The sequence below is a fragment of the Salinibacterium sp. AL4.1 genome (genome assembly GCF_059767305.1).
This window is the reverse complement of the sequence record NZ_JBSOQK010000001.1, coordinates 593,625-619,083: the sequence shown is the minus strand read 5'-3', so window position 1 is coordinate 619,083 and position 25,459 is coordinate 593,625. Positions and strand designations below refer to the sequence as shown.

Annotated in this window: 25 protein-coding genes and 2 tRNA genes; 8 read left to right on the top strand and 19 right to left on the bottom strand. The window is 61.0% G+C overall.

The window, feature by feature from the left end:
* Window positions 1-50: 50 nt before the first annotated feature.
* Window positions 51-1,421 (top strand): sensor histidine kinase, encoded by a 1,371-nt coding sequence (locus tag ACWTV3_RS03000; RefSeq protein WP_498476775.1) that lies wholly within the window; start codon window positions 51-53, stop codon window positions 1,419-1,421.
* Between the two features lie 10 nt (window positions 1,422-1,431).
* On the top strand, window positions 1,432-2,079 hold the full coding sequence (locus tag ACWTV3_RS02995; RefSeq protein ID WP_498476774.1) for a response regulator transcription factor: 648 nt from the start codon (window positions 1,432-1,434) through the stop codon (window positions 2,077-2,079).
* 33 nt (window positions 2,080-2,112) lie between these two features.
* On the opposite strand, the gene ACWTV3_RS02990 is transcribed toward ACWTV3_RS02995, so the two are convergent.
* Both ACWTV3_RS02990 and ACWTV3_RS02985 read right to left on the bottom strand, forming a co-directional pair.
* Complete coding sequence (locus ACWTV3_RS02990; protein ID WP_498476773.1) at window positions 2,113-5,949, bottom strand: SCO7613 C-terminal domain-containing membrane protein; 3,837 nt, start codon at window positions 5,947-5,949, stop codon at window positions 2,113-2,115.
* A gap of 156 nt (window positions 5,950-6,105) precedes the next feature.
* The gene (locus ACWTV3_RS02985; RefSeq protein ID WP_498476772.1) at window positions 6,106-6,291 is read right to left on the bottom strand and encodes a DUF2510 domain-containing protein; all 186 of its coding nucleotides are present in this window, start codon (window positions 6,289-6,291) and stop codon (window positions 6,106-6,108) included.
* A 186-nt stretch (window positions 6,292-6,477) separates the two neighbouring features.
* On the opposite strand from ACWTV3_RS02985, the gene ACWTV3_RS02980 reads away from it, so the two are divergent.
* Both ACWTV3_RS02980 and ACWTV3_RS02975 read left to right on the top strand, forming a co-directional pair.
* Window positions 6,478-6,651: a hypothetical protein gene (locus ACWTV3_RS02980; RefSeq protein WP_498476771.1), complete on the top strand. Its 174-nt coding sequence runs from the start codon at window positions 6,478-6,480 to the stop codon at window positions 6,649-6,651.
* Between the two features lie 66 nt (window positions 6,652-6,717).
* Entirely contained in the window at window positions 6,718-7,569 is an 852-nt protein-coding gene (locus tag ACWTV3_RS02975; RefSeq protein ID WP_498476770.1) for an alpha/beta hydrolase fold domain-containing protein, read from the top strand.
* 143 nt (window positions 7,570-7,712) lie between these two features.
* On the opposite strand, the gene ACWTV3_RS02970 is transcribed toward ACWTV3_RS02975, so the two are convergent.
* A tRNA-Gly gene (locus ACWTV3_RS02970) sits at window positions 7,713-7,786 on the bottom strand.
* 257 nt (window positions 7,787-8,043) lie between these two features.
* On the opposite strand from ACWTV3_RS02970, the gene ACWTV3_RS02965 reads away from it, so the two are divergent.
* Both ACWTV3_RS02965 and tig read left to right on the top strand, forming a co-directional pair.
* A tRNA-Pro gene (locus ACWTV3_RS02965) sits at window positions 8,044-8,117 on the top strand.
* Between the two features lie 35 nt (window positions 8,118-8,152).
* Window positions 8,153-9,484 (top strand): trigger factor, encoded by a 1,332-nt coding sequence (gene tig, locus ACWTV3_RS02960; protein WP_498476769.1) that lies wholly within the window; start codon window positions 8,153-8,155, stop codon window positions 9,482-9,484.
* Between the two features lie 103 nt (window positions 9,485-9,587).
* Here tig and ACWTV3_RS02955 read toward each other — a convergent pair whose 3' ends face one another.
* Window positions 9,588-10,076, bottom strand: coding sequence for a tetratricopeptide repeat protein (locus ACWTV3_RS02955; RefSeq protein ID WP_498476768.1), 489 nt, complete (start codon window positions 10,074-10,076; stop codon window positions 9,588-9,590).
* A 119-nt stretch (window positions 10,077-10,195) separates the two neighbouring features.
* Here ACWTV3_RS02955 and ACWTV3_RS02950 point away from each other — a divergent pair, with 119 nt between their 5' ends.
* Window positions 10,196-10,816 carry an ATP-dependent Clp protease proteolytic subunit gene (locus ACWTV3_RS02950; RefSeq protein WP_341619670.1) on the top strand — a complete coding sequence of 207 codons (621 nt, stop codon included), beginning with the start codon at window positions 10,196-10,198 and terminating at the stop codon, window positions 10,814-10,816.
* Between the two features lie 2 nt (window positions 10,817-10,818).
* A complete protein-coding gene (locus ACWTV3_RS02945; RefSeq protein WP_100388715.1) occupies window positions 10,819-11,493 on the top strand; it encodes an ATP-dependent Clp protease proteolytic subunit in 675 nt (224 codons plus the stop codon).
* Window positions 11,494-11,559: 66 nt separating this feature from the next.
* On the opposite strand, the gene ACWTV3_RS02940 is transcribed toward ACWTV3_RS02945, so the two are convergent.
* The 15 genes from ACWTV3_RS02940 to ACWTV3_RS02870 form a co-directional block, all read right to left on the bottom strand.
* Complete coding sequence (locus ACWTV3_RS02940; protein WP_498476767.1) at window positions 11,560-12,213, bottom strand: urease accessory protein UreD; 654 nt, start codon at window positions 12,211-12,213, stop codon at window positions 11,560-11,562.
* A gap of 78 nt (window positions 12,214-12,291) precedes the next feature.
* Window positions 12,292-13,047 (bottom strand): urease accessory protein UreG, encoded by a 756-nt coding sequence (ureG, locus tag ACWTV3_RS02935; protein WP_498476766.1) that lies wholly within the window; start codon window positions 13,045-13,047, stop codon window positions 12,292-12,294.
* On the bottom strand, window positions 13,040-13,714 hold the full coding sequence (locus ACWTV3_RS02930; RefSeq protein WP_498476765.1) for an urease accessory protein UreF: 675 nt from the start codon (window positions 13,712-13,714) through the stop codon (window positions 13,040-13,042). Before ACWTV3_RS02930 ends, ureG begins: the two co-directional genes overlap by 8 nt.
* On the bottom strand, window positions 13,714-15,417 hold the full coding sequence (locus ACWTV3_RS02925) for an urease subunit alpha (protein WP_498476764.1): 1,704 nt from the start codon (window positions 15,415-15,417) through the stop codon (window positions 13,714-13,716). The genes ACWTV3_RS02930 and ACWTV3_RS02925 overlap by 1 nt, the downstream gene beginning before the upstream one ends.
* Window positions 15,404-15,754, bottom strand: coding sequence for an urease subunit beta (gene ureB, locus ACWTV3_RS02920; protein WP_498476763.1), 351 nt, complete (start codon window positions 15,752-15,754; stop codon window positions 15,404-15,406). The genes ACWTV3_RS02925 and ureB overlap by 14 nt, the downstream gene beginning before the upstream one ends.
* A gap of 14 nt (window positions 15,755-15,768) precedes the next feature.
* The gene (locus ACWTV3_RS02915) at window positions 15,769-16,071 is read right to left on the bottom strand and encodes an urease subunit gamma (RefSeq protein WP_498476762.1); all 303 of its coding nucleotides are present in this window, start codon (window positions 16,069-16,071) and stop codon (window positions 15,769-15,771) included.
* Complete coding sequence (locus tag ACWTV3_RS02910; protein ID WP_498476761.1) at window positions 16,071-17,123, bottom strand: HoxN/HupN/NixA family nickel/cobalt transporter; 1,053 nt, start codon at window positions 17,121-17,123, stop codon at window positions 16,071-16,073. The genes ACWTV3_RS02915 and ACWTV3_RS02910 overlap by 1 nt, the downstream gene beginning before the upstream one ends.
* A gap of 3 nt (window positions 17,124-17,126) precedes the next feature.
* Window positions 17,127-18,023 carry a 2-hydroxy-3-oxopropionate reductase gene (locus tag ACWTV3_RS02905; protein WP_498476760.1) on the bottom strand — a complete coding sequence of 299 codons (897 nt, stop codon included), beginning with the start codon at window positions 18,021-18,023 and terminating at the stop codon, window positions 17,127-17,129.
* Complete coding sequence (locus ACWTV3_RS02900; RefSeq protein WP_498476759.1) at window positions 18,020-18,871, bottom strand: hydroxypyruvate isomerase family protein; 852 nt, start codon at window positions 18,869-18,871, stop codon at window positions 18,020-18,022. Before ACWTV3_RS02900 ends, ACWTV3_RS02905 begins: the two co-directional genes overlap by 4 nt.
* Before the next feature lie 9 nt (window positions 18,872-18,880).
* Complete coding sequence (locus ACWTV3_RS02895) at window positions 18,881-19,759, bottom strand: carbohydrate ABC transporter permease (protein ID WP_498476758.1); 879 nt, start codon at window positions 19,757-19,759, stop codon at window positions 18,881-18,883.
* A gap of 9 nt (window positions 19,760-19,768) precedes the next feature.
* Entirely contained in the window at window positions 19,769-20,548 is a 780-nt protein-coding gene (locus ACWTV3_RS02890; RefSeq protein WP_498476757.1) for a carbohydrate ABC transporter permease, read from the bottom strand.
* 196 nt (window positions 20,549-20,744) lie between these two features.
* Complete coding sequence (locus ACWTV3_RS02885) at window positions 20,745-22,067, bottom strand: ABC transporter substrate-binding protein (RefSeq protein WP_498476756.1); 1,323 nt, start codon at window positions 22,065-22,067, stop codon at window positions 20,745-20,747.
* Between the two features lie 52 nt (window positions 22,068-22,119).
* On the bottom strand, window positions 22,120-23,079 hold the full coding sequence (locus tag ACWTV3_RS02880; protein ID WP_341619684.1) for a nucleoside hydrolase: 960 nt from the start codon (window positions 23,077-23,079) through the stop codon (window positions 22,120-22,122).
* A 35-nt stretch (window positions 23,080-23,114) separates the two neighbouring features.
* A complete protein-coding gene (locus ACWTV3_RS02875; RefSeq protein WP_498476755.1) occupies window positions 23,115-24,542 on the bottom strand; it encodes a dihydroorotase in 1,428 nt (475 codons plus the stop codon).
* On the bottom strand, window positions 24,542-25,369 hold the full coding sequence (locus tag ACWTV3_RS02870; protein WP_498476754.1) for a hypothetical protein: 828 nt from the start codon (window positions 25,367-25,369) through the stop codon (window positions 24,542-24,544). The genes ACWTV3_RS02875 and ACWTV3_RS02870 overlap by 1 nt, the downstream gene beginning before the upstream one ends.
* Between the last annotated feature and the right edge of the window lie 90 nt (window positions 25,370-25,459).

Below are 25,459 nucleotides of genomic sequence, written 5' to 3'. Positions count from 1 at the left end.
ATTCAACGAACATCCGCCCCGCTAATGCGCGAGACTGAAGCGAGAGAACAATGACTACAGACACTGTGACGAAACCCCGAAACCCGTATTGGCAGCTCTGGCGAACCACGCCAAAAGAGGTGCTCTATCTGATGCTGAGCTTCCCGCTCGCGACGACCGGATTTGGCGTGGCCATTTCTCTCGTCGCCAGCGGTGTCGGTACGCTCGCCGTATTTTTGGTCGGGTTCTTCGTCATGATCTTGGCCTTGTATGTGGGTCGAGGTTTCGGGCTCGCTCACGTCAACCTGCTGGAATGGGCCGGCCGCGACAAGATCGAACGACCGGACTGGCAGGATGATCGTGCTGCCACGGGGTTCGGCGGCTGGCTTTCTGCAACCCTCGGCAACGCCCACTACTGGCTCTACCTTCTCCACACTGTGATCCTGAGTTTTGTACTCACGCTCATCACGTGGACCCTGTCGGTGGTGTGGCTCAGCGTCGGTCTCACCGGAATCTTCGCGTGGTTGCTCGATGGCGAAGTGCAGACGGGCGACCCCGACTGGTCGCTCGGCGAGTGGTTCTTCGGCCTGTTCGGTGTCAACACCGCAGGCTGGAACCTCGAAGTTGCCGACAACATCGTCGTCTTCGTCGTGGGCCTCATCTTCATCGCGACCCTTCCCTTCGTCACTCGCGGTCTCGTGCTGACCCACTGGTGGCTGGCCCGCGCTCTGCTCTCTGCGTTCAAGTCGGATGGGCTGCGTCGAGAAGTGCAGTCCCTCGAAGAGTCACGCGGTGCCGCTCTCTCGGCAGAAGGACACTCGCTTCGTCGCCTTGAGCGCGACATCCATGATGGACCGCAGCAGCGTCTCGTTCGCCTGCAGATGGATCTCGCGGCAGCGGAACGTCAACTCGACGCCAACCCCGAGCAGGCGCGCCAATTGCTCTCCGAAGCGCGAGCGCAATCAGCCGAAGCCTTGGAAGAATTGCGTGCTCTCTCTCGTGGCTTCGCGCCGCCGCTCTTGCTCGATCGCGGCCTTGTCGCTGCCCTCGAGTCGGTAGTGACGCGTGCTGCTGTGCCTACCACCCTCACCGCTGAGCTGCCCACGCCGTTGGCGCTGCCCGGCGAAGTGGAACGAGCGTCGTACTTCGTCGTTGCTGAACTGCTCACGAATGTTGCGAAGCATTCGAAGGCCAGTCACGCCGGAGTGCACCTCGGTACAGAACTCAGCGACGACCGCTCGTGGCTGCTTGTGCAGGTGACGGATGACGGCCAGGGCGGTGCCGCAGTGCTCGCCGACCACGGCCTTGCCGGCATCGAAGAGCGTGTGCGCGGTGTGGGCGGACGTCTTGAGATCACGAGCCCTGAGGGCGGGCCGACTGCGGTCACGGCGCGACTGCCACTGCCCAAGTCGAGTGCAGATCGGGCGCCCGTTGACCTCTAGTCTTAAGCGCATGAGCCCTTTGCGCGTTGCTGTTGCCGATGATTCGGTACTGCTGCGCGAAGGGCTCGTGCGTGTTCTCATCGAAGCGGGTTTCGACGTCGTCGGCTCATTCGGCGACGCGGATGAACTGCTGGCGAACCTCGATGACTGCGCGCCCGAGCTTGTCGTGCTCGACGTGCGCATGCCGCCGACGTTTCGCGATGAGGGAGTGCGGGCCGCGATTCGCTTGCGTGAACTCCGGCCCCAGATCGGCATCCTTTTGCTCTCGCAATATGTCGAGGTTGTCTATGCGCAGGAGCTCTTGTCGTCGGGCCGTGGTGGCGTCGGTTATTTGCTGAAGGATCGCGTGGCATCGCTTTCTGAACTGCAGGATGCCGTGGAGCGAATTTCGGCGGGCAGCACGGTGCTTGATCGCGAGGTTGTCGCGCAGCTTGTCGGGCGCCGTCAGGATCCGCTCATGTCGCTTACGCCGCGCGAGCACGAGGTCATGACGCTCGTCGCCGAGGGGCGCACCAATGCCGCTATCGCCAAGCAACTCGTGATCGGAATCGGCGCGGTCGAGAAGAACGTGACCTCAATCTTTCAGAAACTGAACCTCGAAGATTCGGGCAGCGACCACCGCCGGGTGCTCGCTGTACTCACCTGGTTGCAGCGCTAGCGTCGTTTTTCTCGCTAGCGTGGTTTCTTCTCGCTAGCGAAGGGCGCTGAACTTTGTGTTGAGAGTCTTGAGATCCCGGATGCGCCGCTCCAGCGTTATGCCGAGGAACAACACGATCGCGCCACCGACCACAGCCCACAGCCACCAATCGGTGAGTTGGTACAGCGCCACGATGGCAGGAGCGAACGTGTGCGCCGCATGGATGAGAGTGACAACGGCGCCGATCACGAGGGGCGCTTGAAGTTTGAGCCAGGTACCGGCCACGATGGCGACGATGGAAGCAATGCCGAGAGCAAGGATTCTCCACACCGTGTTGAGGCTGTCGGTGGCAATGAATGTCGCGATCAGGCTGGGCAGCAGAATGACGACCAACCCGGCGGTGAGCGCGGAGAAGCTGCGAAGTTCGGGGTGGCGTGCCATGCGAATCACTCCGTGGAGAAGCACGGCAGCACCGAGCGGAACGGTGACCCACTCAACCGGAGTGATGAGTCCTCCGAGCGCAGCGATGGCCCCGACGAGGCTCGCGAGCCCGAACGCGAGGTAGCTAATGCGGTGCGTGAGTGGTCGTGCCGAAGGGCGAGCAGTCACGAGCAAGAGCGCGCTGCCGATCACCACGAGCCCAACGATGCGGATGCCGTCTAGCGCGCTCTCCACGCTGCCAGAGTCGAGCAGAACAAGGGTTTCTATCGCGAACAACAGCACGACTGCGGTGCCGAGCAAAATCTCGCTCGTCGGTGCCCAACGCGAATGTGCCGGATCGGTAGTGAAGCTAGTGGAGGCGAGGCCGAAACTGCCGAGGGCGATCACTGCAACGGCGCCGAGCAGCCACGAGTCAAGTTCTGGCAGCAGGTTGGTGTTGTGGCTCGCCAGCACGAGCGCGCGACTTCCGGTCGTAGCAACGAGTCCGACGCCGGCGGCGACGATCGCAACACCCCAGAAGTCGACGAGTCGTTCATGAGGCTCAACAAAGCAGGCGGTGAGCAGCAGCGCTCCGCTGAGTCCGGCAATGATGAGCGTGTGCAGGCCGCTGCCCGATGCGGCGTTGAGCCCCAGCGGCAAGACGGCAATGAGCAGTGCGGCGAGCACAATCGCGGGAGCGGAAACAAGGCGTGACTGGCGCAGTTCTGCGCGTGCCGTGAACATACCCACGATGAGCACGACAGCGGCGAGTGGCAGCACATAGGCCTCAAGCGCCTCGACACGACCCTGGTCTAGCCGCAGCCAGAGCGCCGCGGTGCCGAAAGTAACCGCGGCCCACACGAGGTGTCGACGTGGTGAGGGCGAACCGAAGATGCCATCGCGAGAAATGGATGCCAGCAGTAACGTGATCGCGACCAGCAGCACGATGAGCCAGTGACTCGCTCGCGGCTCGACGATCGCGTTGGCGGCGGTGATGCCGGCCACGGTGAGTGCGCTGATTTCGCTGACCCGACGCATCCGCGGGTGAAGTCCGCGCACGCGCAGAGCCATGCTGGCCGCGCCGACGAGAACGGATGCGGTTGCCGGTGCCAGTTGGATCGCAATGTCGGAGAGCCCCAGAGCGCGGCTCGCGCTGTCGAGTGCCCATACCGTTGCTGGTGCAAGGAGAGCGGCTGCCGTGTAGCGGGCTTCGAGCCGGTCGATTCCGACACGACCCGTCATGGTGAGAGCGAGCACGACGAGAGCAGCTGCGGCGATGATGAAACTCACGACCGACAGGTTGAGTACTAGCGGTGCTGAGTCGCGGGGTGCGCCGTTAATCGTGGCGATCCACAACACTGCGGCAGCCAGAGTGGTGGCTGCCAGCCCGATCCACCACACCGTGAGACGATCTGCCGCGGTCGTCTTCGGCGCCGATTTCCAGAACGAGAGCGCCAGTAGCAACACGCCTGCGGCTGCGACCACGAGCCACGATTCGAGTTGGTTCGGTTGCCCATCAGTGAAGCCGAATTGCAATTGTTCGCCCACTCCGGCTGCTGCCAGGAGCAGCACGATGCTAGCGCTGCCCAGCAGAGCGGCGCGATCGCCGATGCCGGTCAGCACGGAACGTGCGGCAACCAGTAGTGCGGCAGTAACCACGCTCGCGAGCACCCACGTGTGGTGGCTTGACCAGCCTGAGCTGTATGCCAGCACGAGGGGGAGCAACCCACCTGCCGCAATAGTGATGTGGATGCGTCGAGCCCCGTTGCGCCGTCGATCTCGCGCGATCGACACGAGAGCTGCCGTCGCGAGAATGAGCCACGCGATGACTGCGCTGAGGAGCGTGCCTGTCAGCGGAGCGGCGAGGGCAAGGGCGATGCCTGCGCTGCCAAGAACACTGTGCAGGCGGCCGCGCAACTGGCGGGTGAGCCACCAGACAATCGCCATCGTTGCCGGCACGATCAACAATGTCAGCTGGGGCCAGCCGCCGTTTTCGATGTCGAAGGGTGCACTGCCGGGCGTGATGCGTCGCAGATCTTGTTGCCCGGTAAATTGCAGCGCGACGACGAGTGACTGAAAGAGAGGGATGATCGCGGCAGCACCGGCGACAATCCAGACTCCAACCGCAGCCCAGAAAGTTGCGAGTCGGCCAGCGGTGGTGAGCCGCCTCCCGATAGTTTCGCTGGCAAGTGCTGTGGCCGTGAGTGCGGCAACGACGAGCAACAGGCGGAATGGGGCCGCATCCGCTCCTTCGACCGCACCGTCGACCGCTTCCACGTTCGGTGTGATCGCGATCCAGAGAGCGGCGCCGAGCAGCACGCCTGCCACTGCAGCGAAGACGTTGTACAGGCCGGGCATAAGGGCGTTGCCGCGGCCCCAGACGGCGATGCCGTGGAGTGCTGCCAGCGCAGCGAGTGCGAAGACCCACCCGACGGTGTCATTGTTGCCGCTCACGGTGTGGGTGAACGCCGCGAGGATAAGGCCACCGGTGAAGGCGAAGAGAGCGTAGACAACGGAGATAATGCGCTCGGCGTGGGCGGTGTAAGAGCCGTGAGCTGCGAACACATGGATGAGCGAGGCGGCCCCGAGAGCTACGAGCGTGGCGAGGGCTGCCGTGTCGAAGTCGCTTTCGTCAGCGAGTCCGGCCGCGAGGAGTGCGGCGGCGAGGGGAAACAGTGCGAAGCCCACCACGTTGACGAGCACGAGCGCACTTGCTCGATGCCACAGCATGAATCCGAGAGCGGCAAGCAATAGCGCGCCGCCCCAGTACAGTCGCCCTGCCTCGTCGCCGAGGACCACGAGGTCATTGGCCCTCAGCGCATAGATGTCGAGAATCACCAGCACCACGGCGAGAGCGGAGAGCGCTTCGCCGGTAGCGGCAAGCCCCCGGCGTTTCATGGCGGATGCCGTCACGATGCTTGCGATCGTGATGCTCGCGATGATTGCCGAGCGCCAGATGAGTCCGAATGTCAGGAATGCGTAGATAAGGAAGAAGATCGCGCCGATAGAAAGCAACGAGACTCCAACAACAAGCAAGAGAACTTGGATGCCGGAGTGCGGCTTGCCTGCCACCTCAGTGCTGGAGCGGGGAGGGTTCGCTGGCGTCGAGATTGTCGAGTCATGAGCTGGCGGGGTAGCGGCACCCGGAATTGCTGTGTTCGCGGCAGCGGCGGGGGCGGTGGCTGTGGCGGACGTAGCGGCAGAAACAGTGCGATTGTCAGATTCCGACGCGGCGGCTGATCGGGCCGCACGGTGAGCTGTCGCCGCCTCGAGCGCAGCGTACTCGGCATCCCGAATTTCGTCGCGAACGCGTTTGCGTTCGGCGGCAGTCTCGAAACGGATCTTGCCGATGAGCTCGAGCCGGGCATCGAGCAGAGTCGCAACGTCGAGTGATTCCTCGCGGAGAAGGGCGGCATCCGGGTGATTGAGATCAAGCCCACATTGTGAGCACACCGCAGAAGGCGGGAGCATGACAAAGCACGCCGGGCATCGCGAGGTATCGGTGAGGTCTAGCGGTCCACGAGGAAAGAGAACATGGCCTACATGCTCAATGAAGGAACGCGCTGAACTGACCATCTACTCTGACTTCCTTTCGGGAGGAAGTCTCAGAGTAGCGGTGCTGAAAGCCTAAGAAGCGATGAGGCGCGAAAGTGTGGACTGTTGCTGGGTGTAGCCCTTTGCAGCCTGAAGTTCGGGGCGCGGCTTTTCGAGACGGTTGGTCCAGACCTTGCCATCCCACCAACGAAGCAGGTGGCTACCAGCGGGGTCCGGGTACCAGCCGAAGGGAGGAAGTTGAGTTGCGGTGTTAGACATCGGGGGCGTCCAAGGTGCCCTGCCACAGGGGGCGATACGGGTGTGGCGTTCGATCCAGCCGCCGAGGATCAGTTCGGGGGAACGGCTAGTCCCCAGTATAGGGGGCACATTTCCGGCCCCACAAGGGGGTACGCGCCTCGGCGAGGGTGACTTCGGTGTGAGAGCACTCGTGGGTAAGATGGAGGAGTGAACATTCTTGGATTTGTAATTTCCTTCGCGCTCTTCGTGGGCGGCATCTACATGATGGGCGAAGCCTTCTACGTTGAGGGTCTGGAGTCTGTCGTGTTCGTCGGTGGCCTGCTCGTCACCACTGCGGGAGTCTTTATCCCGATCCACGTGATGAAGCGCGTAGACAGCTAGCACGACATGGCGAGCCTTCTCAGTCGGCTCGCTCCAATTGCGTTGACCCTTCGAGGGTCAAAACGCATGTTCAGCGATCCCCAGCGAACACTCGCGCGGATCGCTGAGCTTCGAAAGAAACCTGTTCAGTTCGCCCCTCCGGCGTCGATCTCCCGGCACGTCTCGGTCTCGCGACGCGATGTCGGCGGTTGGCCCGTGTTCACGATTGCACCCCAGTCGTCTTCAGGCGCCGGCCACGTCGTCTATCTCCACGGTGGAAGCTACGTCTTTCAGATCGACCCCCTGCACTGGAAACTCATCGCGCGTCTCGCGCGCGCCACCGGAACGACGTTCACCGTTCCGATCATGCCTCTCGCTCCCGACGGCCGTGCCTCCGTGGTCGTTGATCGAGCGGCATCCATCGTTCAGTCCGTTGTGGCCGACGTCGGCGCTAAGAATGTCAGCGTGATGGGGGATTCCTCCGGTGGTGGGATGGCGATGGCGGTCTCGATGGAGCTGCGCGACCGCAAGCTGCCGCCGCTCCGATCGATCGTGCTTATCGCGCCCTGGCTCGACATCAGCGGCACAGACCCGATGTTGGCGGAGATTGCTCCGCGGGATCCGTGGCTTGCGGTTCCGGGAACGCATGCAGCGGGGGCGCTCTATCGCGCCGAGCTCGACGAGAGCGACTGGCGTGTGAGCCCCATCCACGGCGACCTCACTGGCCTCGCCCCCATCACTGTCTTTACGGGAACCCGAGACCTCGTGCATGCGGATGCTCTGCGCCTTCGTGATCGCGCGCAGAAAGAGGGCATCGCCCTCGACTTCCATGTGGGGGAGGGCATGATCCACGACTACCCGCTCCTGCCGATTCCCGAGGCTGCCGAGGCGCGCTCCGTTATCGAACGCGCAATCAGCGGGGACGCCTCAACGAAGTAGCCTGCGGTGCACGCACCCGTGGACTACGCGCGGCTCGCTATTGCGGCTAATCGGTGGCATGTGGCAGCGCCGCGCTCGTGTGCGTGGCTACGCGAGCGCTAACGAATGAAGGCCGCCTCAGTGAGGCGGCCTTCATTCTGTAATGGAGGGGATACGGAGAATCGAACTCCGGTCATCAGTTTGGAAGACTGAGGCTTTACCATTAAGCTACATCCCCATTTGGTACCCGTTCGTGCTGTGTACCGAGGAATACTGTACCCGAAACCTCGCAAAGTGCGAAGTCGAGATCGCTCAAGGCGAAACTTCCCAGCGAATTGTTGGATGGGAGCCCGATAAACACGGTGAACGGGATGTGAAAGAGATCGATATTTGAATCTCGTCAACATTCTCTGCGCGCTCAGGCTAGACTTGCCGAGGCCAATTTTGTATCGGCATTGCACTGTGATGCCGCGGCCATGAAACAGCACGGCGCCCCGGGGCGTAGCTCAGCTTGGTAGAGCGCTCGGTTTGGGACCGAGAGGTCGCAGGTTCGAATCCTGTCGCCCCGACGAAATACACCATCGAATTACAGGAGATCCACGACGTGAAGACAACCGTTGAGAAGCTGAGCCCGACCCGCGTCAAGCTCAACATCTCGGTCACCCCCGAAGAACTCAAGCCGAGCATCGATCACGCGTATGGCCACATTGCCTCGCAGATCAACATCCCCGGCTTCCGCAAGGGAAAGGTGCCGCCGCAGCTGGTTGACCAGCGCGTTGGCCGCGAAGAGATCTTGAACCACGCTGTGAGCGATGGACTCGATGGCTTCTACCGCCAGGCTGTTACCGACGAAGAGATTCGCGTTCTCGGTCGCCCCGAGGCTGACATCGTCACATGGCCCGAGGTCAAGGACTTTAGCGGAGACCTCGTTCTCGCTATCGAGGTTGACGTTCGCCCCGAGTTCGACATGCCTGCCTACGACAAGCTCACCCTCACGGTTGACGCTGTTGAAGCATCCGCCGACGACGTCAAGACTGAACTCGACACCCTGCGTGCTCGTTTCGGCACGCTCGTCACCGTTGACCGTCCCGCCAAGACCGGCGACTTCGCTCAGCTCGACCTCGTCGCCAAGATCGGCGAGACCGAGGTTGACTCCGCAACGAGCATTTCCTACGAGCTCGGCTCGGGTGAACTGATCGAGGGCATCGACGAAGCCCTTGACTCGCTCAGCGCCGGCGAATCCACCACCTTCGAGTCAGTACTGCTCGGCGGAGACCACGAGGGCGAAACCGCCGTCATCAGCGTTTCGCTGCTCACGGTCAAGGAGCGCGAGCTTCCTGAGGCTGACGACGACTTCGCTCAGATGGCTAGCGAGTTCGACACCATCAAGGAGCTCAAGGCCGATCTCAAGGAGCAGGTAAAGCGCTCCAAGTCGTTCGGTCAGGCTTCTGAAGCTCGCGACCAGATCGTTGACGAACTGCTCAAGAGCGTTGAAATCCCCGTTCCCGAGAAGCTCGTTGAAGACGAAGTTCACCGTCACCTCGAGAACGAGAACCGCCTCGAAGACGACGAGCACCGCGCAGAGGTAGTCGTCGCCAGCGAGAAGACCTTCCGCTCGCAGATTCTCCTCGACTCGATCGTTGAGAAGGAAGAGATCAAGGTCAGCCAGGAAGAGCTCACTTCGTACCTCGTGCAGGGCGCCCAGCAGTACGGCATGGAGCCCGGCGAGTTCATCCAGATCCTGGACAAGAACGGCCAGATCCCCGCCATGGTGGCTGAGGTTGCTCGCAGCAAGGCTCTCGCAGTCGTGCTCAGCAAGGCCAAGGTTGTCGATACCAAGGGCAAGGCCGTCGATGTATCGGCGTTCACCGCTCTCGCTAACTCAGACTCCGCTGAAGAGGTCGTTGCAGAAGACGACGCAAGCGACGAGTCCTAAGCGACACAGTTTTACCCCTCACGGCCGACTAGCTATCTAGTCGGCCGTGAGGTCGTTAAGCGCGAAATATTAGACAGGGATCACCATGTGCTCCCGGTGCTTTCTAGTCGGCGAGTAACTCCGCGGCGTACCCGCGCACGGAGCGCTGGTAGATCGGGAGATAGCTTGCCAGAGCCATCAGGGCGACGGCGGCGCCCTGGGTAGGGTCGCCGCGACTGGTGAGGGCAAGAGCGAGGAAGGCGGCGGTAGGCCCCGTCCACTCATCGTCGGGATGCTCGTGGAGCTGCTGTTCGAGTAACGCGATTGACTCCTCGATGCGATTGAGGTTGCGTAGCGTGCTGGCTAGCTGGATGGTTGCACGGGGCATCAGGGCTGCATCCAATCCATTCTCGATGGCTCGGCGGTAGAGCGGTTCTGCTTCGGTCTCTAACCCGGCATAGTCCCGCGCGCCCGCTGCCTCGAAGAGCGCTTCGGCGTCGTCAGGGTCGCGTTCGGCGACAAGCTCATCGATCGCCGAGACAACATCGTGCTCCGCCATGGTGCCTGCGTGGGCCCAAATATCTGCGATTCGATCGCGCCAGTTCTGCTGCATTCGGTGAGCCTACAAGCAGCCTCTGGCGACGCGGTACTTTGCCTAGGGCGAACACGCCAGAATCACGGGCCGTACTCGGATAGATTCTTACTACGCGATAACTGAAATGGAGCGCAACAATGGCCCAACCGGCATTGGTCTCGAGCATCTTCGACCAACTCCTCAAGGACCGCATCATCTGGCTCGGCTCAGAGGTGCGCGACGCAAACGCGAACGAGATCTGCGCAAAGATCTTGCTGCTCGCAGCAGAGGATCCCAAGCGCGACATCTACCTTTACATCAACTCGCCCGGTGGCTCGATCACCGCTGGCATGGCGATCTACGACACGATGAAGTTCGTTCCGAACGACATCGTGACTGTCGGTATTGGCCTTGCCGCCTCGATGGGGCAGTTCCTGCTCTCCTCGGGCACCAAGGGCAAGCGCTACATCACCCCCAACGCACGCGTGCTCCTGCACCAGCCGTCGGGTGGATTCGGTGGAACCGCCGCAGACATTCAGACTCAGGCTGGCGTCATCCTCGACATGAAGAAGCGCATGGCAGAGCTCACCGCTGAGCAGACCGGCAAGAGCGTCGAACAGGTTCTCATTGACAACGACCGCGACAACTGGTTCACGGCTCAAGAAGCACTCGAATACGGCTTCGTTGACCACCTGCGCGAATTCGCATCCGACGTTGTGGGCGGTGGCGGAACCGAAGACAACGCGTCCGACGACAACGCAACCGGCAAGAAGGACTAATCATGGAGAACTTTAACCTCGGTGCTCAGGCACCCGCAGGCATTGGCCGTCCGGATGCTGACGCTCGCTACATTCTGCCGACGTTCGAAGAGCGCACGGCCTATGGCTACAAGCGCCAAGACCCGTACGCCAAGCTGTTCGAAGACCGCATCATCTTCCTGGGTGTGCAGATCGACGACGCATCCGCTGACGACGTGATGGCTCAGCTTCTCGTTCTCGAGAGCCAAGACCCTGACCGCGACATCGTGATGTACATCAACTCACCCGGTGGCTCGTTCACCGCGATGACGGCGATCTACGACACGATGCAGTACATCCGTCCGCAGATTCAGACCGTCGTTCTCGGCCAGGCTGCCTCGGCTGCCGCCGTGATCACTGCCGGTGGAACCAAGGGAAAGCGTTTGGCTCTGCCCAACGCCCGCATCCTCATCCACCAGCCCAGTGGTGGCTCGGAAGGGTCGAGCCAGGCGTCGGACATCGAGATTCAGGCTCGCGAGATTCTGCGCATGCGCGGATGGCTCGAAGAGACGCTGTCGTTCCACTCGAACCGCACTCCTGAGCAGATCAACAAGGACATCGAGCGCGACAAGATTCTGAGCGCGGCTGAGGCAATGGAGTACGGTCTCATCGACCAGGTGCTCACGAGCCGCAAGACGCTGCCGGCGATCACGAGCTAGTTTCCCTTAGTTACTGTCCAAAGGCCGCTACCCGAATCGGGTAGCGGCCTTTGTGCGTTGACGGCGCTACGCCAACGCCCATTCTCTCCACACGACATCGAGCGGCGAGAGGTGGTTTTCGCGCCCAAGCCACCGCGCAACACCGCCCGGCTCCTCGAAGTCGAGCACGACTACACCGCGTTCGATGGATGTCGTGGGTGGCCGTCGGCCAGCAAGCAAAACAGTATCCATGACACGCTCGTCCCCCAGATGGCCCCAGACGGGTGCGCTTCCGTCGAAATCTTGCTGCTCAATCAACACGGGGACAGCGTCTGCCGAGACGGAGGTTCGGGTTACGACCCGACCGCCTTTTTCCCCTTCGCGCCCTAAGACGAGAGTCTCCCGAATGAGCGCCACAGCGCCGTCATTCAACTCGACGTTCAGTACGCGCATGACGTAGGCGCCGTCGGCGATGATGAACGGGAGCGTAGCCCACGACAATCGAGCTCCGACCTCCAGCCGGACCTGAATCGTCATGGTCGCGGACTGACCCTCACCGTCGTACGCAACCATGCCGCCAATGTCTTCGAGCGTGAGGTTGCACCCCGCGCCGACCGTAATTTCGATCGCAACAGTATCGCCGCCGAGCAGTAGTGCGCCCCCGGCGACGAGAGCGACATCCGCTGACTGGTCCGTGCACGAGATGAGTCGCGGTATGAGTATTCCTGCCCTCAACTCCACGCGCGCGTTCCCGGACGCGTTCGCGTTTACAGAGACTCGCGTGACTCGCGAACCCGCATCGGACTGCACGCGAACGCCTTAAGCTCTCACGGGGTGGTCGTGGTCGTGGTCTGAGCTGGGACTGTGGGTGTGAACCACAGCTTGGCCGCCCTCATCGAGGTGACTATGCGGCGCCATCGGACCGGGGTCTTGGGGGCTGTGGGTTCCGGAGCGATAGGCGGCGAGCATTTCGAGCACCCATAGCCGTAGCTGGGCAATCGAATTGTCATCCGTTCGCGACAGGGCAACAACAGGCCGACCTTCGCGCGCGTGAGTCGCGTCAGAGACCATCGTCTCCACATCGACGCCGACGTAGGGGGCGAGGTCTGTCTTGTTCACCACGAGTAGATCGGCGCGGGAGATGCCCGGGCCGCCCTTGCGCGCCACGTCGCCGCCGCCGGCGACATCAAGCACGAAAATTTGCGCGTCGACGAGCGCAGGAGAAAACGTTGCGGTCAAGTTATCACCGCCGGACTCGATGATGACGATGTCGAGGGGAGCGAAGTCGGCTTCAAGATCTTCGGCCGCCAGCAAGTTCGCAGTCACGTCATCACGGATCGCTGTGTGTGGGCACGCGCCCGTCTCCACTGCGCGGATCCGTTCGGGATCCAGCACTCCGGCGGATCGCAGGAAGCGCGCATCCTCATCCGTGTAGATGTCGTTGGTGATGACACCGAGTCGCAGTTCCTCACCCAGAGAACGACACAGAAGTGCGATGAGCGACGACTTTCCGGTTCCCACCGGACCGGCTATTCCCAGACGTAGAGCGCGGGAGGGGGCGTTGTTTTCAAGCACGGAACAACCTCTTCTTCATAACAGCGTGGGCCTCAGCCCACCCTTCGGCTTGCGGAGCGCCCAAGGCGGGGATCGCCTCAGGCGTAGTGATGAGCGAAAGCTGGTCGATAAATGGTTCGGCTGCCTCGCAGGCATGGAGCACCCATGTGACCGCTGTGGCGGGGTCGATCGGGTCGAGCTTCAGCACAGCGGATGCCGCATTCTGAACCTCTTCGTAGACGACAAGACGAACCAGGTCGGCTGGCTTCATCTGGGTAGATGCCGCGATCGCCCCGAGAACCACAGCCCGGGGCGGTTGCTTCAGCTGAGCGCAGAACGCAATTGATGCGCTGTGCGGCCACACGGTGTGGCCAATCCTCGTGTAGCCGCGTCCGAGGAGTCTGGACGCGTCGCGCAACGCCGGGCTCGGGGTTCTCGCCGCCCAGGCCGCGATTAGTGCGTCGATCTCCGACGGCGAGGCTTCGCTAATGAAGTGATGCCGTGCCACCACCGCCGTTCCGGCTTCGACAAGTGTGGTCGACCGTGTTTTGCCGGCGAGGAACGAGGGGATGCCGTCTCGCTGAAGCCCGCCAAGCAAAGCAGGCTCCATTCCCGCCGAGTGAGTGTGCCCGCCCGTGGGCAGGCGCGCATCAGCGAGGAGCATCGCAAGCGTCCCCGAGTCGACCATTAGAACATCGTGTAGAGCTGAGCGAGGGGCAGAGTATCGACGGGAGCGGGCACGACAAGTTCGTCATCGATAGAAATCGCGAAGGTGTCTGGACGAATATCGATCTTCGGGAGCGTGTCATTGTTCTTCAGATCATGCTTGGTCACTTCCCGAGTGGACTGCACGGCGACAACGGTGCGCCCGAGGCCCACTCGTTCCTCAAAGCCGTCATCAATCGCAGCCTGCGCGACGAACGAGAGTGAGAGTCGGTCTCCAATGGCATCCGCGAATGACGGCCGCATGAGCACCGGTTGCGGGGTAGGGATCGACGCGTTTGGGTCCCCGAGAGCGCCCCACACCAAGCCGCCTCCCTTGATTACGACTTCGGGCCGGATGCCGAAGTGTCGCGGATCCCAGAGCACCAAGTCGGCTAATTTACCTGGCTCGATGCTCCCGACTTCTTTATCGATTCCGTGACCGATGGCGGGGTTGATCGTGTATTTGGCGATGTAGCGCCGTGCGCGCTCATTGTCGGCAGGATGCGCGGCGCCGAGCGGCCCGCGCCGTGCTTTCATGACGTGGGCAACCTGCCATGTGCGGGCGACGACTTCGCCAATTCGACCCATCGCTTGCGAATCTGACGACGTGATCGACAGGGCTCCAATGTCGTGAAGGATGTCTTCCGCCGCGATCGTTGTTGCGCGAATTCTGGACTCAGCGAACGCGAGATCCTCCGGAACCGACGCGTTCAAGTGATGGCACACCATCAGCATGTCGAGGTGTTCCGCCACAGTATTCGTGGTGTGGGGGAGCGTTGGGTTCGTTGACCCGGGGATGACGTTGGGAAGAGAGGCGATCGACAAAATGTCCGGGGCGTGACCACCGCCAGCACCTTCAACATGAAAAGCATGGATGCCACGCCCGGCAATCGCATCGATCGTGGACTGCACGTAGCCCGCTTCGTTGAGCGAATCGGAGTGTAGCGCGACCTGAAGACCGAAGGTATCGGCCGCCTCCAGAGCCGCATTGATCGCTGCAGGCGTTGCGCCCCAATCCTCATGAATCTTGAAACCACCGGCACCAGCTAGTGCCTGTTCCTTGAGCGCCTCGGGCGAGACGGTGTTGCCCTTGCCGAGCAGGAGCAGGTTGACCGGGAGGTGATCCATAGCGCGGTGCATGGTCTCCAGATGCCACGCACCAGGGGTGACAGTTGTGGCCTTTGATCCCTCGGAAGGCCCGGTGCCGCCGCCGACCACGGTCGTGATTCCGGTGGCGAGCGCCTCATGAATTTGAGAGGGCGAGATGAGGTGAACGTGGGAATCAATACCGCCGGCGGTGAGGATGCGACCCTCTCCAGAGATTACGTCGGTCGATGGACCGATCACGAGTTGAGGATGGACGCCGTCGGCGATGTCGGGATTCCCCGCCCGACCCAACGCTACTATGCGTCCATCTCTGATCCCGACATCCGCCCGCTGAATACCCCACCAGTCGAGCACGATTGCATTCGTGATCACAGTGTCTAGCGCGCCCTCGGCGCGAGTGCGCACGCCTTGAGCCATAGACTCTCGAATCGATTTACCGCCACCGAATACGGCTTCTTCTCCGCCGACGGTGAGATCGCGCTCGATTTCTATCCAGAGGTCGGTGTCGCCGAGGCGTATCTGGTCGCCTGCCGTCGGGCCGTAGATTGCTGCGTAGCGCTGTCGGTCAATGGATACCATCGAGTTGCTCCTTGCCTGCATTCGGAATCTGGAGGCCGGGAATACGCCTCGCTCCTCGAATTGCTACCGCGTCGAGTTCTCGAGACGCGCCTGGTTCGAATCGTTGCGACGTGCCCGAGGGGATATCGAGCCGAAAGCCGTGGGCTGCGTCGCGGTCGAAGGTGAGGGCGGTGTTCGCGTCTGGCAAGTGAAGATGAGACCCGATTTGGATGGGCCGATCTCCAGAGTTAAGGAAGACAACGCGAATACGCTCGGCCATCGTGCGGTCGGCGTTCAACTCGATGCTTCCCGGCCGGATTCTGAAGGCGCCTGGCCCTTCGGAGGGTGCACTAGCCATGATTTATCTCCCTTTTACTGGATGGGGTGATGCAGTGTGACGAGCTTGCGACCGTCGGGAAAAGTTGCTTCGACTTGAACGTCGCGGATCATCTCGGCGACACCAGGCATCACTTGGGCTCGAGTGAGTACCTCCCGGCCTTCGTCCATGAGATCGGCGACAAGGGCGCCGTCGCGCGCACGTTCGATTACCCAGCTGCTGAGCAATGCCACGCTCTCTGGGTAATTGAGGGCGACTCCGCGGTCGAGTCGCTCCCGAGCGACCATCGCCGCAACGCTGAGCAATAGTTTCTCGGTATCGGCGGGAGTGAGATGCATCAGACGCCTTCTTTCATCATTGACTGAGGAGCAACGAATGCAGCAGTGCGATGGCTGTACGATCGTCCGATTCCCAGCACAACAAGCCAGCCAACAAGGATGAGCCCCGCTAGTACGAAGCCAAGCGATGACACCTCGGCACCCGAGATCCAATTCAGCACGCCCGCGGTTCCGCCAGACGCAGTCGCCGCCGAAGCGAGCTGCACGACACCGACAACAACCGCGACGGTGACAGCGACGACAGTCATTCCGATGCTGAAGGCTCGTTGCACGCGTGAGGAGCGCGAGCCCGGTCGGTAAACGCGGCTTGCCATGAGGCCTTGAAGGGTATCCATTGCGGTCATTCCCGCTGCGAACAGAATGGGAAGCGCGAGCACAGCCCACAGCGAAGTAGTCGAGAGAGCGGCGGCGCCCAACAGGACGAGAAGCCAGATCTCTGTGGCGGTATCGAGCCCAAGTCCGAACAGGAGACCGACTACGTACATTCGACTTGGTCGATCCACCGCCTTATCGAAACGTCCGAGCAGCCAGGTGACGGGGCCTCGAACTCCGTGACGATGGGATCGGGTGAGCGCAATAATGTTGGCAGCGGCGATGACGAGCAGAAAGATCCCTGAAATCGTGGGGCCGTAGATAGTCGTGGTGAACTGAACCACTGAGCCGTCAGCTGCCATGGCGGTTTCCAATGCCTGCCCGAACGTCATAAGAAGCACGCACAACACCGTGACGATCGTCGAATGCCCCAGCGCGAACCAAAATCCGACGGTGCCGCGTGTTTCGCGGGGCGACGCCGCTAGTCGCCGGGTCGTATTGTCAATGGCGGCGATGTGGTCGGCATCAAAAGCGTGACGAACGCCTAAGGCATAAGCAGTGAGCCCGATTCCCAGAGCGACTGCCAGCCCGCTTGCGGCGTCCGACGAGTCCACTGCTGACGGCGCGTTCGCGAGAACGAGCGCGCCGAATCCGACGACGTGGAGCACAACGATCGCTCCGAGAACGCCCCAGGAGCGTTTGATTCGTGCGGTCGTGGCAGACCGTGACGGCAGGCTCACGACTTATCCCTCAGTCTGGTCGTCACTGCGACCGGAGAGTTCACTGACGAGGGTGAACAATGCTGAATGATCGAGGTCGCCATCACCGCGCGCTTTGAGCGAGCCCATGAGCTGTGCCACCACCGCACCGAGGGGAATAGCGACACCGGCTTCCCGGGCTGCCGCCGTGACGATTCCCAAATCCTTATCGTGCAAGGTCACTCGGAAGCCCGGTGCGAAGTTTCTAGAGAGCATGTTTGGGGCTTTTCTCGAGAGAACTGTGCTGCCGGCAAGACCTCCAGAGAGCACCTTCACTGCCGGTTCCATGTCTACACCGTGAGCCTCGAGGAAGACGAGAGCTTCGGCGACGAGTTCCATCGTGCCGGCCACAATGAGCTGATTGGCGGCCTTCACTGTCTGGCCCGAACCCGACGGCCCCACGTGAACGATGGTTGAGCCAACGGCGTCGAACACGGCAGAGGCCTGAGCGAAGGCCTCTGCTGATCCTCCGACCATGACCGAGAGAACACCCTCGATAGCTCCTGCTTCACCACCTGAAACTGGAGCATCGAGCATCTGGACGCCCGCGGTCGCTGCTTCTTCGGCGAGTCGGATGGCAACATCCGGTCGAATCGTTGAAAAGTCGATGACGAGGGTGCCCTGCGGCACACGCGCGAAGACTCCGTTTTCTCCGCTCAGCACAGATTCGACGTCGGGGGAGTCGGGCAGCATCGTCACCACAATTTCGGCGCCGACAATCGCTTCTTCGACGCTCTGTGCGCCTGACCCGCCCTGCGAAATGAACGTGTCGACGGCGGCACGGCTGCGGTTGAATCCTGTTACGTCGTGTCCGGCGGCGACCAAGTTTGCCGCCATGGGGGCTCCCATGATGCCGAGTCCGATAAATGCAATCGTTGTCATTGTGTGAAACCTCTCGTTACTGAAACTGTGATCGATGGGAAGTCATTGAGATTGGCGACGCTGGCTTGAGTGTCGCCAGTGGACGGTTTGTATTCAAGCGCGACCGCCCCGGTATAGCCTCGCTCGGTCAATTCGCTGAGATAGCGGTCGAAGTCGAGCGTTCCGGAGCCGGGTTCTCCGCGGCCGGGAAAGTCCGCAATTTGCACATGGGCAACGGCCGAGGTATGGCTCGCGATAGCGGCGGAAATGTCATCCCCGTTCGCAGCTAAGTGGAATATATCGAGCAAGAAAGCAACGTTCGAGTGTCCGGATGCTCGGACGCGATCGACCACCGCGATCGCATCTGCTGCGGTACGCAGCGGATAAGGCTTGGGGCCGCTGACAGCTTCGATGAGGACTGTCGCCCCGATCGTGGCGGCAGCGTCTGCGGCAAAGCCGAGGCTCTGGATCGCGAGCTCATCCTGTGCTTCCGGAGTCGAGGTCTCAACTCGATTTCCATACAGGGCGTTGAACGCTCCCACCTTGAGACGCGAACCGATGGCCGTCGCGATTTCTACGCTGTCACGAAATTCCGCTTGGCGCTCGGGGAGCGAGACCACACCGCAATCGGGACCGAAGAGGTCACCCGCAAAGTAGTTGAGTCCGACTAGCTTCGCGCCAGAATTATCGACTGCACTGACGAAAGCGTCAACGTCACGTTCGGAAGGTGAGGCCGATTCAAACGGCCACCAATATTCGATCGAATCGAAACCCGCGTTGTAGGCGGCGGCGGGGCGCTGCAGGAGCGGCAACTCCTGAAACAGCAGCGAGCAATTGGCAACGTAAAGGGAGCGTGGAGCGGAGTGCATGCGATGTCCTTACTTGAGTCCGGAAGAAGCGAGGCCCTGCACGAAGAAGCGCTGAGCGAAGAGAAAGAGCAGGATCAAGGGCACTGTGGCCACTGCTGCGCCAGCAAAGGTCAAACCCCAGTTGGGCAGCTCGCCGGCAGACACTGACTGGGCTATGGCGACTTGCACCACTTGATTCTGAGAACTTTGAACCACGGTCAGTGGCCACAGGAATGCGTTCCATGAGAACAAGAAGGTAACGAGGCAGAGCGTTGCCAAAGATGTACGCACGTTGGGAAGGATGATCGACCAGAACACGCGGAAGTGTCCTGCACCGTCGAGGCGTGCAGCCTCATCCAGTTCCATCGGAATTTCTTCGAAAGCCTGCTTCAACAGGAAAAGACCGAAAACGCTTGACACCCACGGGAGTGCGACGGCGAGGAGGGTGTCTTGCAGGTTGAGCCCGGCGACTACGCCATACATCGGCACGACGAGTGCTTCTGCCGGGAGCATGAAAGTAGCGAGGATCACTGCGAACACTACGCCGCGGCCCTTGAAAGATATTCGTGTCAGAGCGTAGGCGGCGAGGGTGCACACCACCAGAGTGCCGCCCACTTGGATAAACGCGACGATGAGGGAATTGACGAGCGCGAGACCGATTCCCTTCTCGAAAAGCGCCACGAAGTTGTCGATCGTTCCGCCGACGGGAAGAAACACCTTCCACGACAGCGGATTGAGTTCGTCGAAGATCGCGGTCTGGTTTTTTAAGGCAGACGACACCATCCACAGATAGGGCAAAAGAAATGCACCCACGATGATCGCGATGACCACGAAGGAAAGAGCGAAACGGGCGAGAGTGCGCGTAATTCGCTGGAGTTGAGCTGGTTCCGCTATGCGTTGCGTAGTCATGGCGTCCTCCTAGTAGTTCCAGCGAGTGCGGAGCAGTCGCATCTGGATCAAGCTGATGATGATCGCGAACACGAGCACGACGAGCGCCATTGCCGACGCATAGCCAGGCTGCTGAAGAATGAACGCAGTCTTGTAGATGTGGTAGATGATGAGGTTTGTGGTGCCCTGAGGGGCGCCTCCCGTCATGATGTATGCCGGCGCAAATGCTTGGAGCGCGAACACCGTCATCACCACGACGATGAACAACGTCGTTCGGGAAAGTAGCGGCAAGGTGATGCTGAGCGTGCGGCGGATTGGCCCGGCACCATCCATGTTGGCGGCTTCGCTGAGTTCGGCAGGAACCGCCTGAAGCCCTCCGAGAAAGAGGACGGTCGCGAGTCCCACTTGTTGCCAGACCGTCATCACGATGATGGCTGGCAGCGCCTGAGTCGTGTCGGTGAGGAATCCAGCGGTGGGGAGCCCCAGTGTCGAAAGAGTGGAGTTAATCAGCCCAGTTTCGTTAAGGAGGAACGTCCACAGCGTCGCGACGACGACGGATGATGTGACGACAGGAAGGAAGATCATCGTGCGGACGATTGCGCGAGCGGGAAGCTTACCGTTGAGGAAAACTGCGAGTGCGAAGGATGCCGGGACGACAAGGATCAGGACGCCGACGATGAATGCCAGCGTGACCAAGAGCGACTGAACTGTTTCTGCGTCGGTAAAGACACGGATGAAGTTATCCGCACCCACAAACGTTGAATTGTCCGGGTTGAAAAGGCTGTAGTCGAGCACGCTGCTGCGAGCCATGACTGCTAATGGAATGTACTGAAAAATGAGGAGGAGTAGGAGGAAGGGCGTGAGGAACGCAAGCGCAGGTAGTGCGTTTTTGCCCATCGCGATCTTCGATCTGCGCCTGGGCGAGAGCGACGTGCTCCCGCCCAGGTCTCTGACCGCGAGCGGCGTGGAATCGATCGGGCCAGAATGCATGACGATTTTTCCTGTTCTACTTCGAGAGGATCGGGTCGAGCTTGGCGACTGCCTGATCGAGCTCAGTCTTCGGATCCGCTCCGTACGCGATGTTCTTCAACGCTGCGGTGACGTAGAGGTCATACGCATCGAAGTGAGGTCCGGGAGGGCGCGGTACGCCCCACTCCTGAATCTCTTGGACGGGAATGTTCAACGGTGCTTCGTTAAGCGACGGCAGTGCTTCGGTCGTCGAAACCAACACAGGGATCCGGAGGTTGTTTTCAACCCACTCGAGGTACTGGTCGCCGGTGTCCATCGCGACAACGGCCGTGGCCGCTGCCTCTGCGTTGTTCGATCGTGCGGTGACGCCGAATGTAACAGCGCCGGTGTGCACAACCGGGGTAACGAGATACGGCGTTGGGCTCACACCGAAGTCCACTCCCGCGTTAGTAAGAGTCGTAGCGTTGGAGCTCACTTCGAGGTCGAAGCACGCTTTGCCATCAATCAACGCATTAGGAAGACCAGTCTTCGACGTCACAGCATCCGGGCCTTCAAACAAGTTCTGGTAGAAGGTCGCGCCCTCGATAGCTTCAGGCGAGTTTAACCAGCCATCAACAGTGGTGCCGTCGTCAGAGATTGCATAGAACGTCTTGTACGCCGATGACGACTCAGGAGCAGTGGGGTCTCCCATGCTGCGCAAGAAGAGCTGATCGCGGTACGACGTTCCCGGGGTACCGTCTCCGAGTCGTGACGGTGCGAGACCGTACACGGTTGACCCAGCAGCCTCGGTTGCCGATGCCTGGCAGGTCAGCATTGCGGCTTGCGCCTCTGGCCATGTCCACGCGGTGTCAAGAGAGGTGGGAGGTGTGATGCCGGCTGCATCAGTCAGCTCCTTGTTGAAGTACAAGGAGAGAGTGTCTTGCTCGTTGCCGGGCGAGTAAACCTGGCCGTCCCACGAGTTCTCTGTCAACGTCGCTGACGTCACGTCGTCAAACCAGCCATCGGGCAGGTAATCGTCAAGCGGAAGCAAGAAGCCCTGCGATGCGTAGGATGCGGTGCTTGGAGCGTCGAATCCGACAATGTCTGGCGGGTTCGACGACGGCGCGAGCACCGCGATCTTTTCTGCCAAGTTGCCGAACGGAACTTCGTCCACGGTGAAAATGACGCATTTGTTGGCGGCCGTGTAGGCATCCAATTGCTCGTCAGTGGGGGAGTTATTCTCTGCGCGGAGTACGGAGAGTTCCGTGACGCCGTCTTCGCAGCCGGCGATGGTGGGGGTGGAGCCGGCGGAGCATCCGGCGAGCGCCATGATAGCTACCGTCCCGAGCGCCGTGCTCATTGTTGCGATGTTGCGTTTCATTGTTTTCCCTTGCTTAGGTGGAGCGAAATATTCGAAACGTGAGAAGCAGTAGTTAGCGCTGGATAGAGACACACTCCTTTAGCAGTCGATAGAAGACGTCAGCATCCGCCGTCAAAGCGACGAACGCATTCGGTTCTTCCATGCCTCGGTGACGAACGTCGATTACAGTTCTGCCGAAGGTGCGCACTCCTGTTGTCTCGATGCCGACGTGAAGGTGGTTAAGAGGAATGACAGCGGGGTCAAGCAAATACGCGATGCAGACAGCATCGTGAATGGGGGCGCTGTCCGGAATCGCCTGCGGCTGGCTCTCATCGTGAGCGACAATGCGCTGTTGAATGCAGATCGCGGTCGCCAACCCCGCAGGAGTGCCGAGAGCCTGAAGTTCGGATGCCTGCGCTCCGGTAACGAGTGCGTCGTGCGTTGAATCGAGGGGAACGAGGACGATGCGTTCGAAGCCAGCTTTGAAAACAACGTCGGCGGCGACGGGGTCGTGCCAGATGTTCGATTCTGCTGACGGCGTTGCGTTACCGAAAGCGTGAGCCCCACCCATAATCACGATCTCGTCGACCTTGTCGATGATGGACGGGTCGAGGGTAATCGCCGCAGCAATGTTTGTGAGCGGTCCGACCGGCACGAGGGTGATGGGCTCTGTGCGAGCCCGCAGCGTTTCGACTAACCACTCGACAGCGCCCTGTGTTTGAGCGACGGAACTGGCCGGTGGAAGGTCGAGTTCCTTCGGGTGCATCTTTCCGCCGCTGTGATCATCCGAAGGATTCGGCTGCGGTACAACGATGGGGCCGAATGGTTCATCGAGTCCCCGGTAGACGGGGATGTCAGAGCGATTGATGTAGTCGAGCACTCGGAGCGTGTTGTCCGTCGTGTCCTCGACTGGACGATTGCCCCATACTGTGGTGCACGCAACGAGGTCGATCTCTGGCGATAGCGCTGCCATCATGATTGCAATCGCGTCGTCAGTTCCTGTGTCGACATCGAGGATGATTGACCGTGGCATGTAATGGGCTCCTTATTAGTTGGTGATGATGAGGATCAGACCGCAAGTACGGGGTCTGTCCGGAAGCGATCGTTCAGCATTTCTCCACGGAAGTCCTCGCGCGGGAACGCCCCATCGGCGAAGACGACGACGCCGCCGCAGACGGTGACGCTCGGCCACATACGCAGTGTCATGCCGGCGTAGGGTGAGTAGTCGATGGGCGAGTGAAGATCCTCGATCCGCACGACTCGCTCGCCCTCCTCGAGGATGACGAGGTCAGCATCCATGCCGATCGCGACCTTTCCCTTGCCCTCGAGCCCAAACCGCAGGGCCGCATTGCGGGACGTGAGTTCGATGAGTTTTTCCATGCTCATGCCGTTGTCAACGACGAGGTGTGTCAAGAGGAGGGGAAGCATGAGGCCGATGCCGGGCAATCCAGGCTTGGATGTCTCCCAGTCGGTCTTTGCTGCGCTTGGCCACTCGTTGTGGTCGGATCCAAAGAAGTCAATGTCGCCAGCGAGAACGGCTTCAGTAATGGAGTCGGAAAGGCTGCGGTCGCGGATCGGCGGGGCGACCTTTCCCTCGGGGCCGATGGCGGATTCTGTGCTGAGCACCATGTAGTGGACGCATGACTCCAGCGCTGCGCCCGGGTACCCCAGCGCCTTTCGCGCTTTGATGGCTTCCAAGCTGGAAACGTGCACGATCGATACTTGACACCCTGCTTCCTCAGCAAGGTAGAGGGCAGTCCACGCGGCATCTCCCTCGGCGATGGTGGGGCGCGAGCGCTCCCATCCTGCGAGTGAGTCAAGCCCCGCGGTGCTCTCCGTTTGCATCGCCGCGTCGACGATGTCGCCGTCCTCGGCATGCACCAAGGCCTGAGCACCGTTCGCGACGATTGCGGCGAACGCCTCCCGCATTTGCGCGTGGTTGAGGCTGCCGATTCCGCCGAGGTTCTTCGCCTCTTCACCCCGGTAGGGCATAAAGATTTTGAAGGTGCGCATACCTTCCTTGGTTGCCTGTTCGATCTCTGAAACCTGGCCCATATTCATGAGGCAGCCGTGGAACATCACATTGATCTGAGACTGAACGCGTGCTGCGGCAAGGCCATCGTGGAACGAGTCAAGAAGTGACGGGGTGCCGAACTGCACGTAGTTGAGGGCTGTCGTGCAGCCACCGGCCAGCGCGCCACGCGATTCGGCGGCAAAGTTATCGTCCGGGCCAAGGCCGGGGATGTGGTTGTACTCGTCAGCACGCTGGTTAATATGGGCGTGTGAATCGATCGCGCCGGGAATCACCCAGCGGCCAGCAGCATCTGTGGTTTCGGTCGCGGAGCCCAGATCTTGGAGGTTGCTCGACATCGCGACGATGATGCCGGCCTTGACGCCGATGTTGTAGAGCGCATCATCGTCGGAACGAATTTTTGCGTTGGTGATGACGAGGTCAAGGTTCTCGGCGGGCGCCGAGGCGCTGTGGTCGTGGGACATTACTGTGCCATCCATTCGGTTTTCAGATAATCGGTGTCGAGGTAGCGTTCGGAAAGTTGGATGCGGTACCACTCCTCGTGCTCGGTTTCGTCGAGCGCGCGGTACTCGCGCCAGAGGAGACCGATGGCTACGCCGGCGTACAGCTGATAGTCGAGAACGTTGGCGAGTGCCTCGCGGTCGTTGAGCAGCGCGTCGGCGCTTTCCGTCGTAAGGGTCTGAGGGGCCAACGTCACGAAGTCGGCGAAAGCTGCGCTCTCGACCGCAGCGAGCGAGTCGACGTGGGGCCGTCCTTCAGGACGGGAATCTACGTAGGTGACGAGATCGTCGTACAGAGCGAGCCACTGGCTGCGCTGAGGCTCATCGAGCCAGAGTGCAGAGCTGAAGAGCATCAGGGCGTGGTGCCGAATCATCGTGTAGTCCTCGACAAGCCCGTCGAGTTGGATCTGGAGAATGTCGTTCGTGATCGACATTTGGATGCGACTGGTACCGGTCAGCAATGCGCGGTAGGACGGGTTGGCTTCGAGCACCGGTGCATAAGCGATCTCGATGAGGCGAAGAAAGAACGCTGCGTCGGGAAGATGCCAGATGCGGCGAACCGCTTGGCTTGAGTCCAACCACGTCAACATGAAGTTGCCGAAAGTCCAGTCGGCCTCGTCGTCGGCGAGGACACCGACGACCTCGGCACGATGAGCGACAGGGCCCGCGAGCGAGAGTAGGTGATCAGAGTGCGACTGGGCCTTCGCGACCCACGCTGGCACGTCAGCCGCGACAACTGGTGCGCAGGTCGGCGCGTGGTGGTGGGGCGAGGGGAGTGAGGAATGAGCCACAGCCTTGGTTCCTTTCGAATCGCCGGACGAGCGTGCGATGTGAGGTTTGTTTAGCGATCTACGCGGGTAGATTGTGGACTATACAAACAG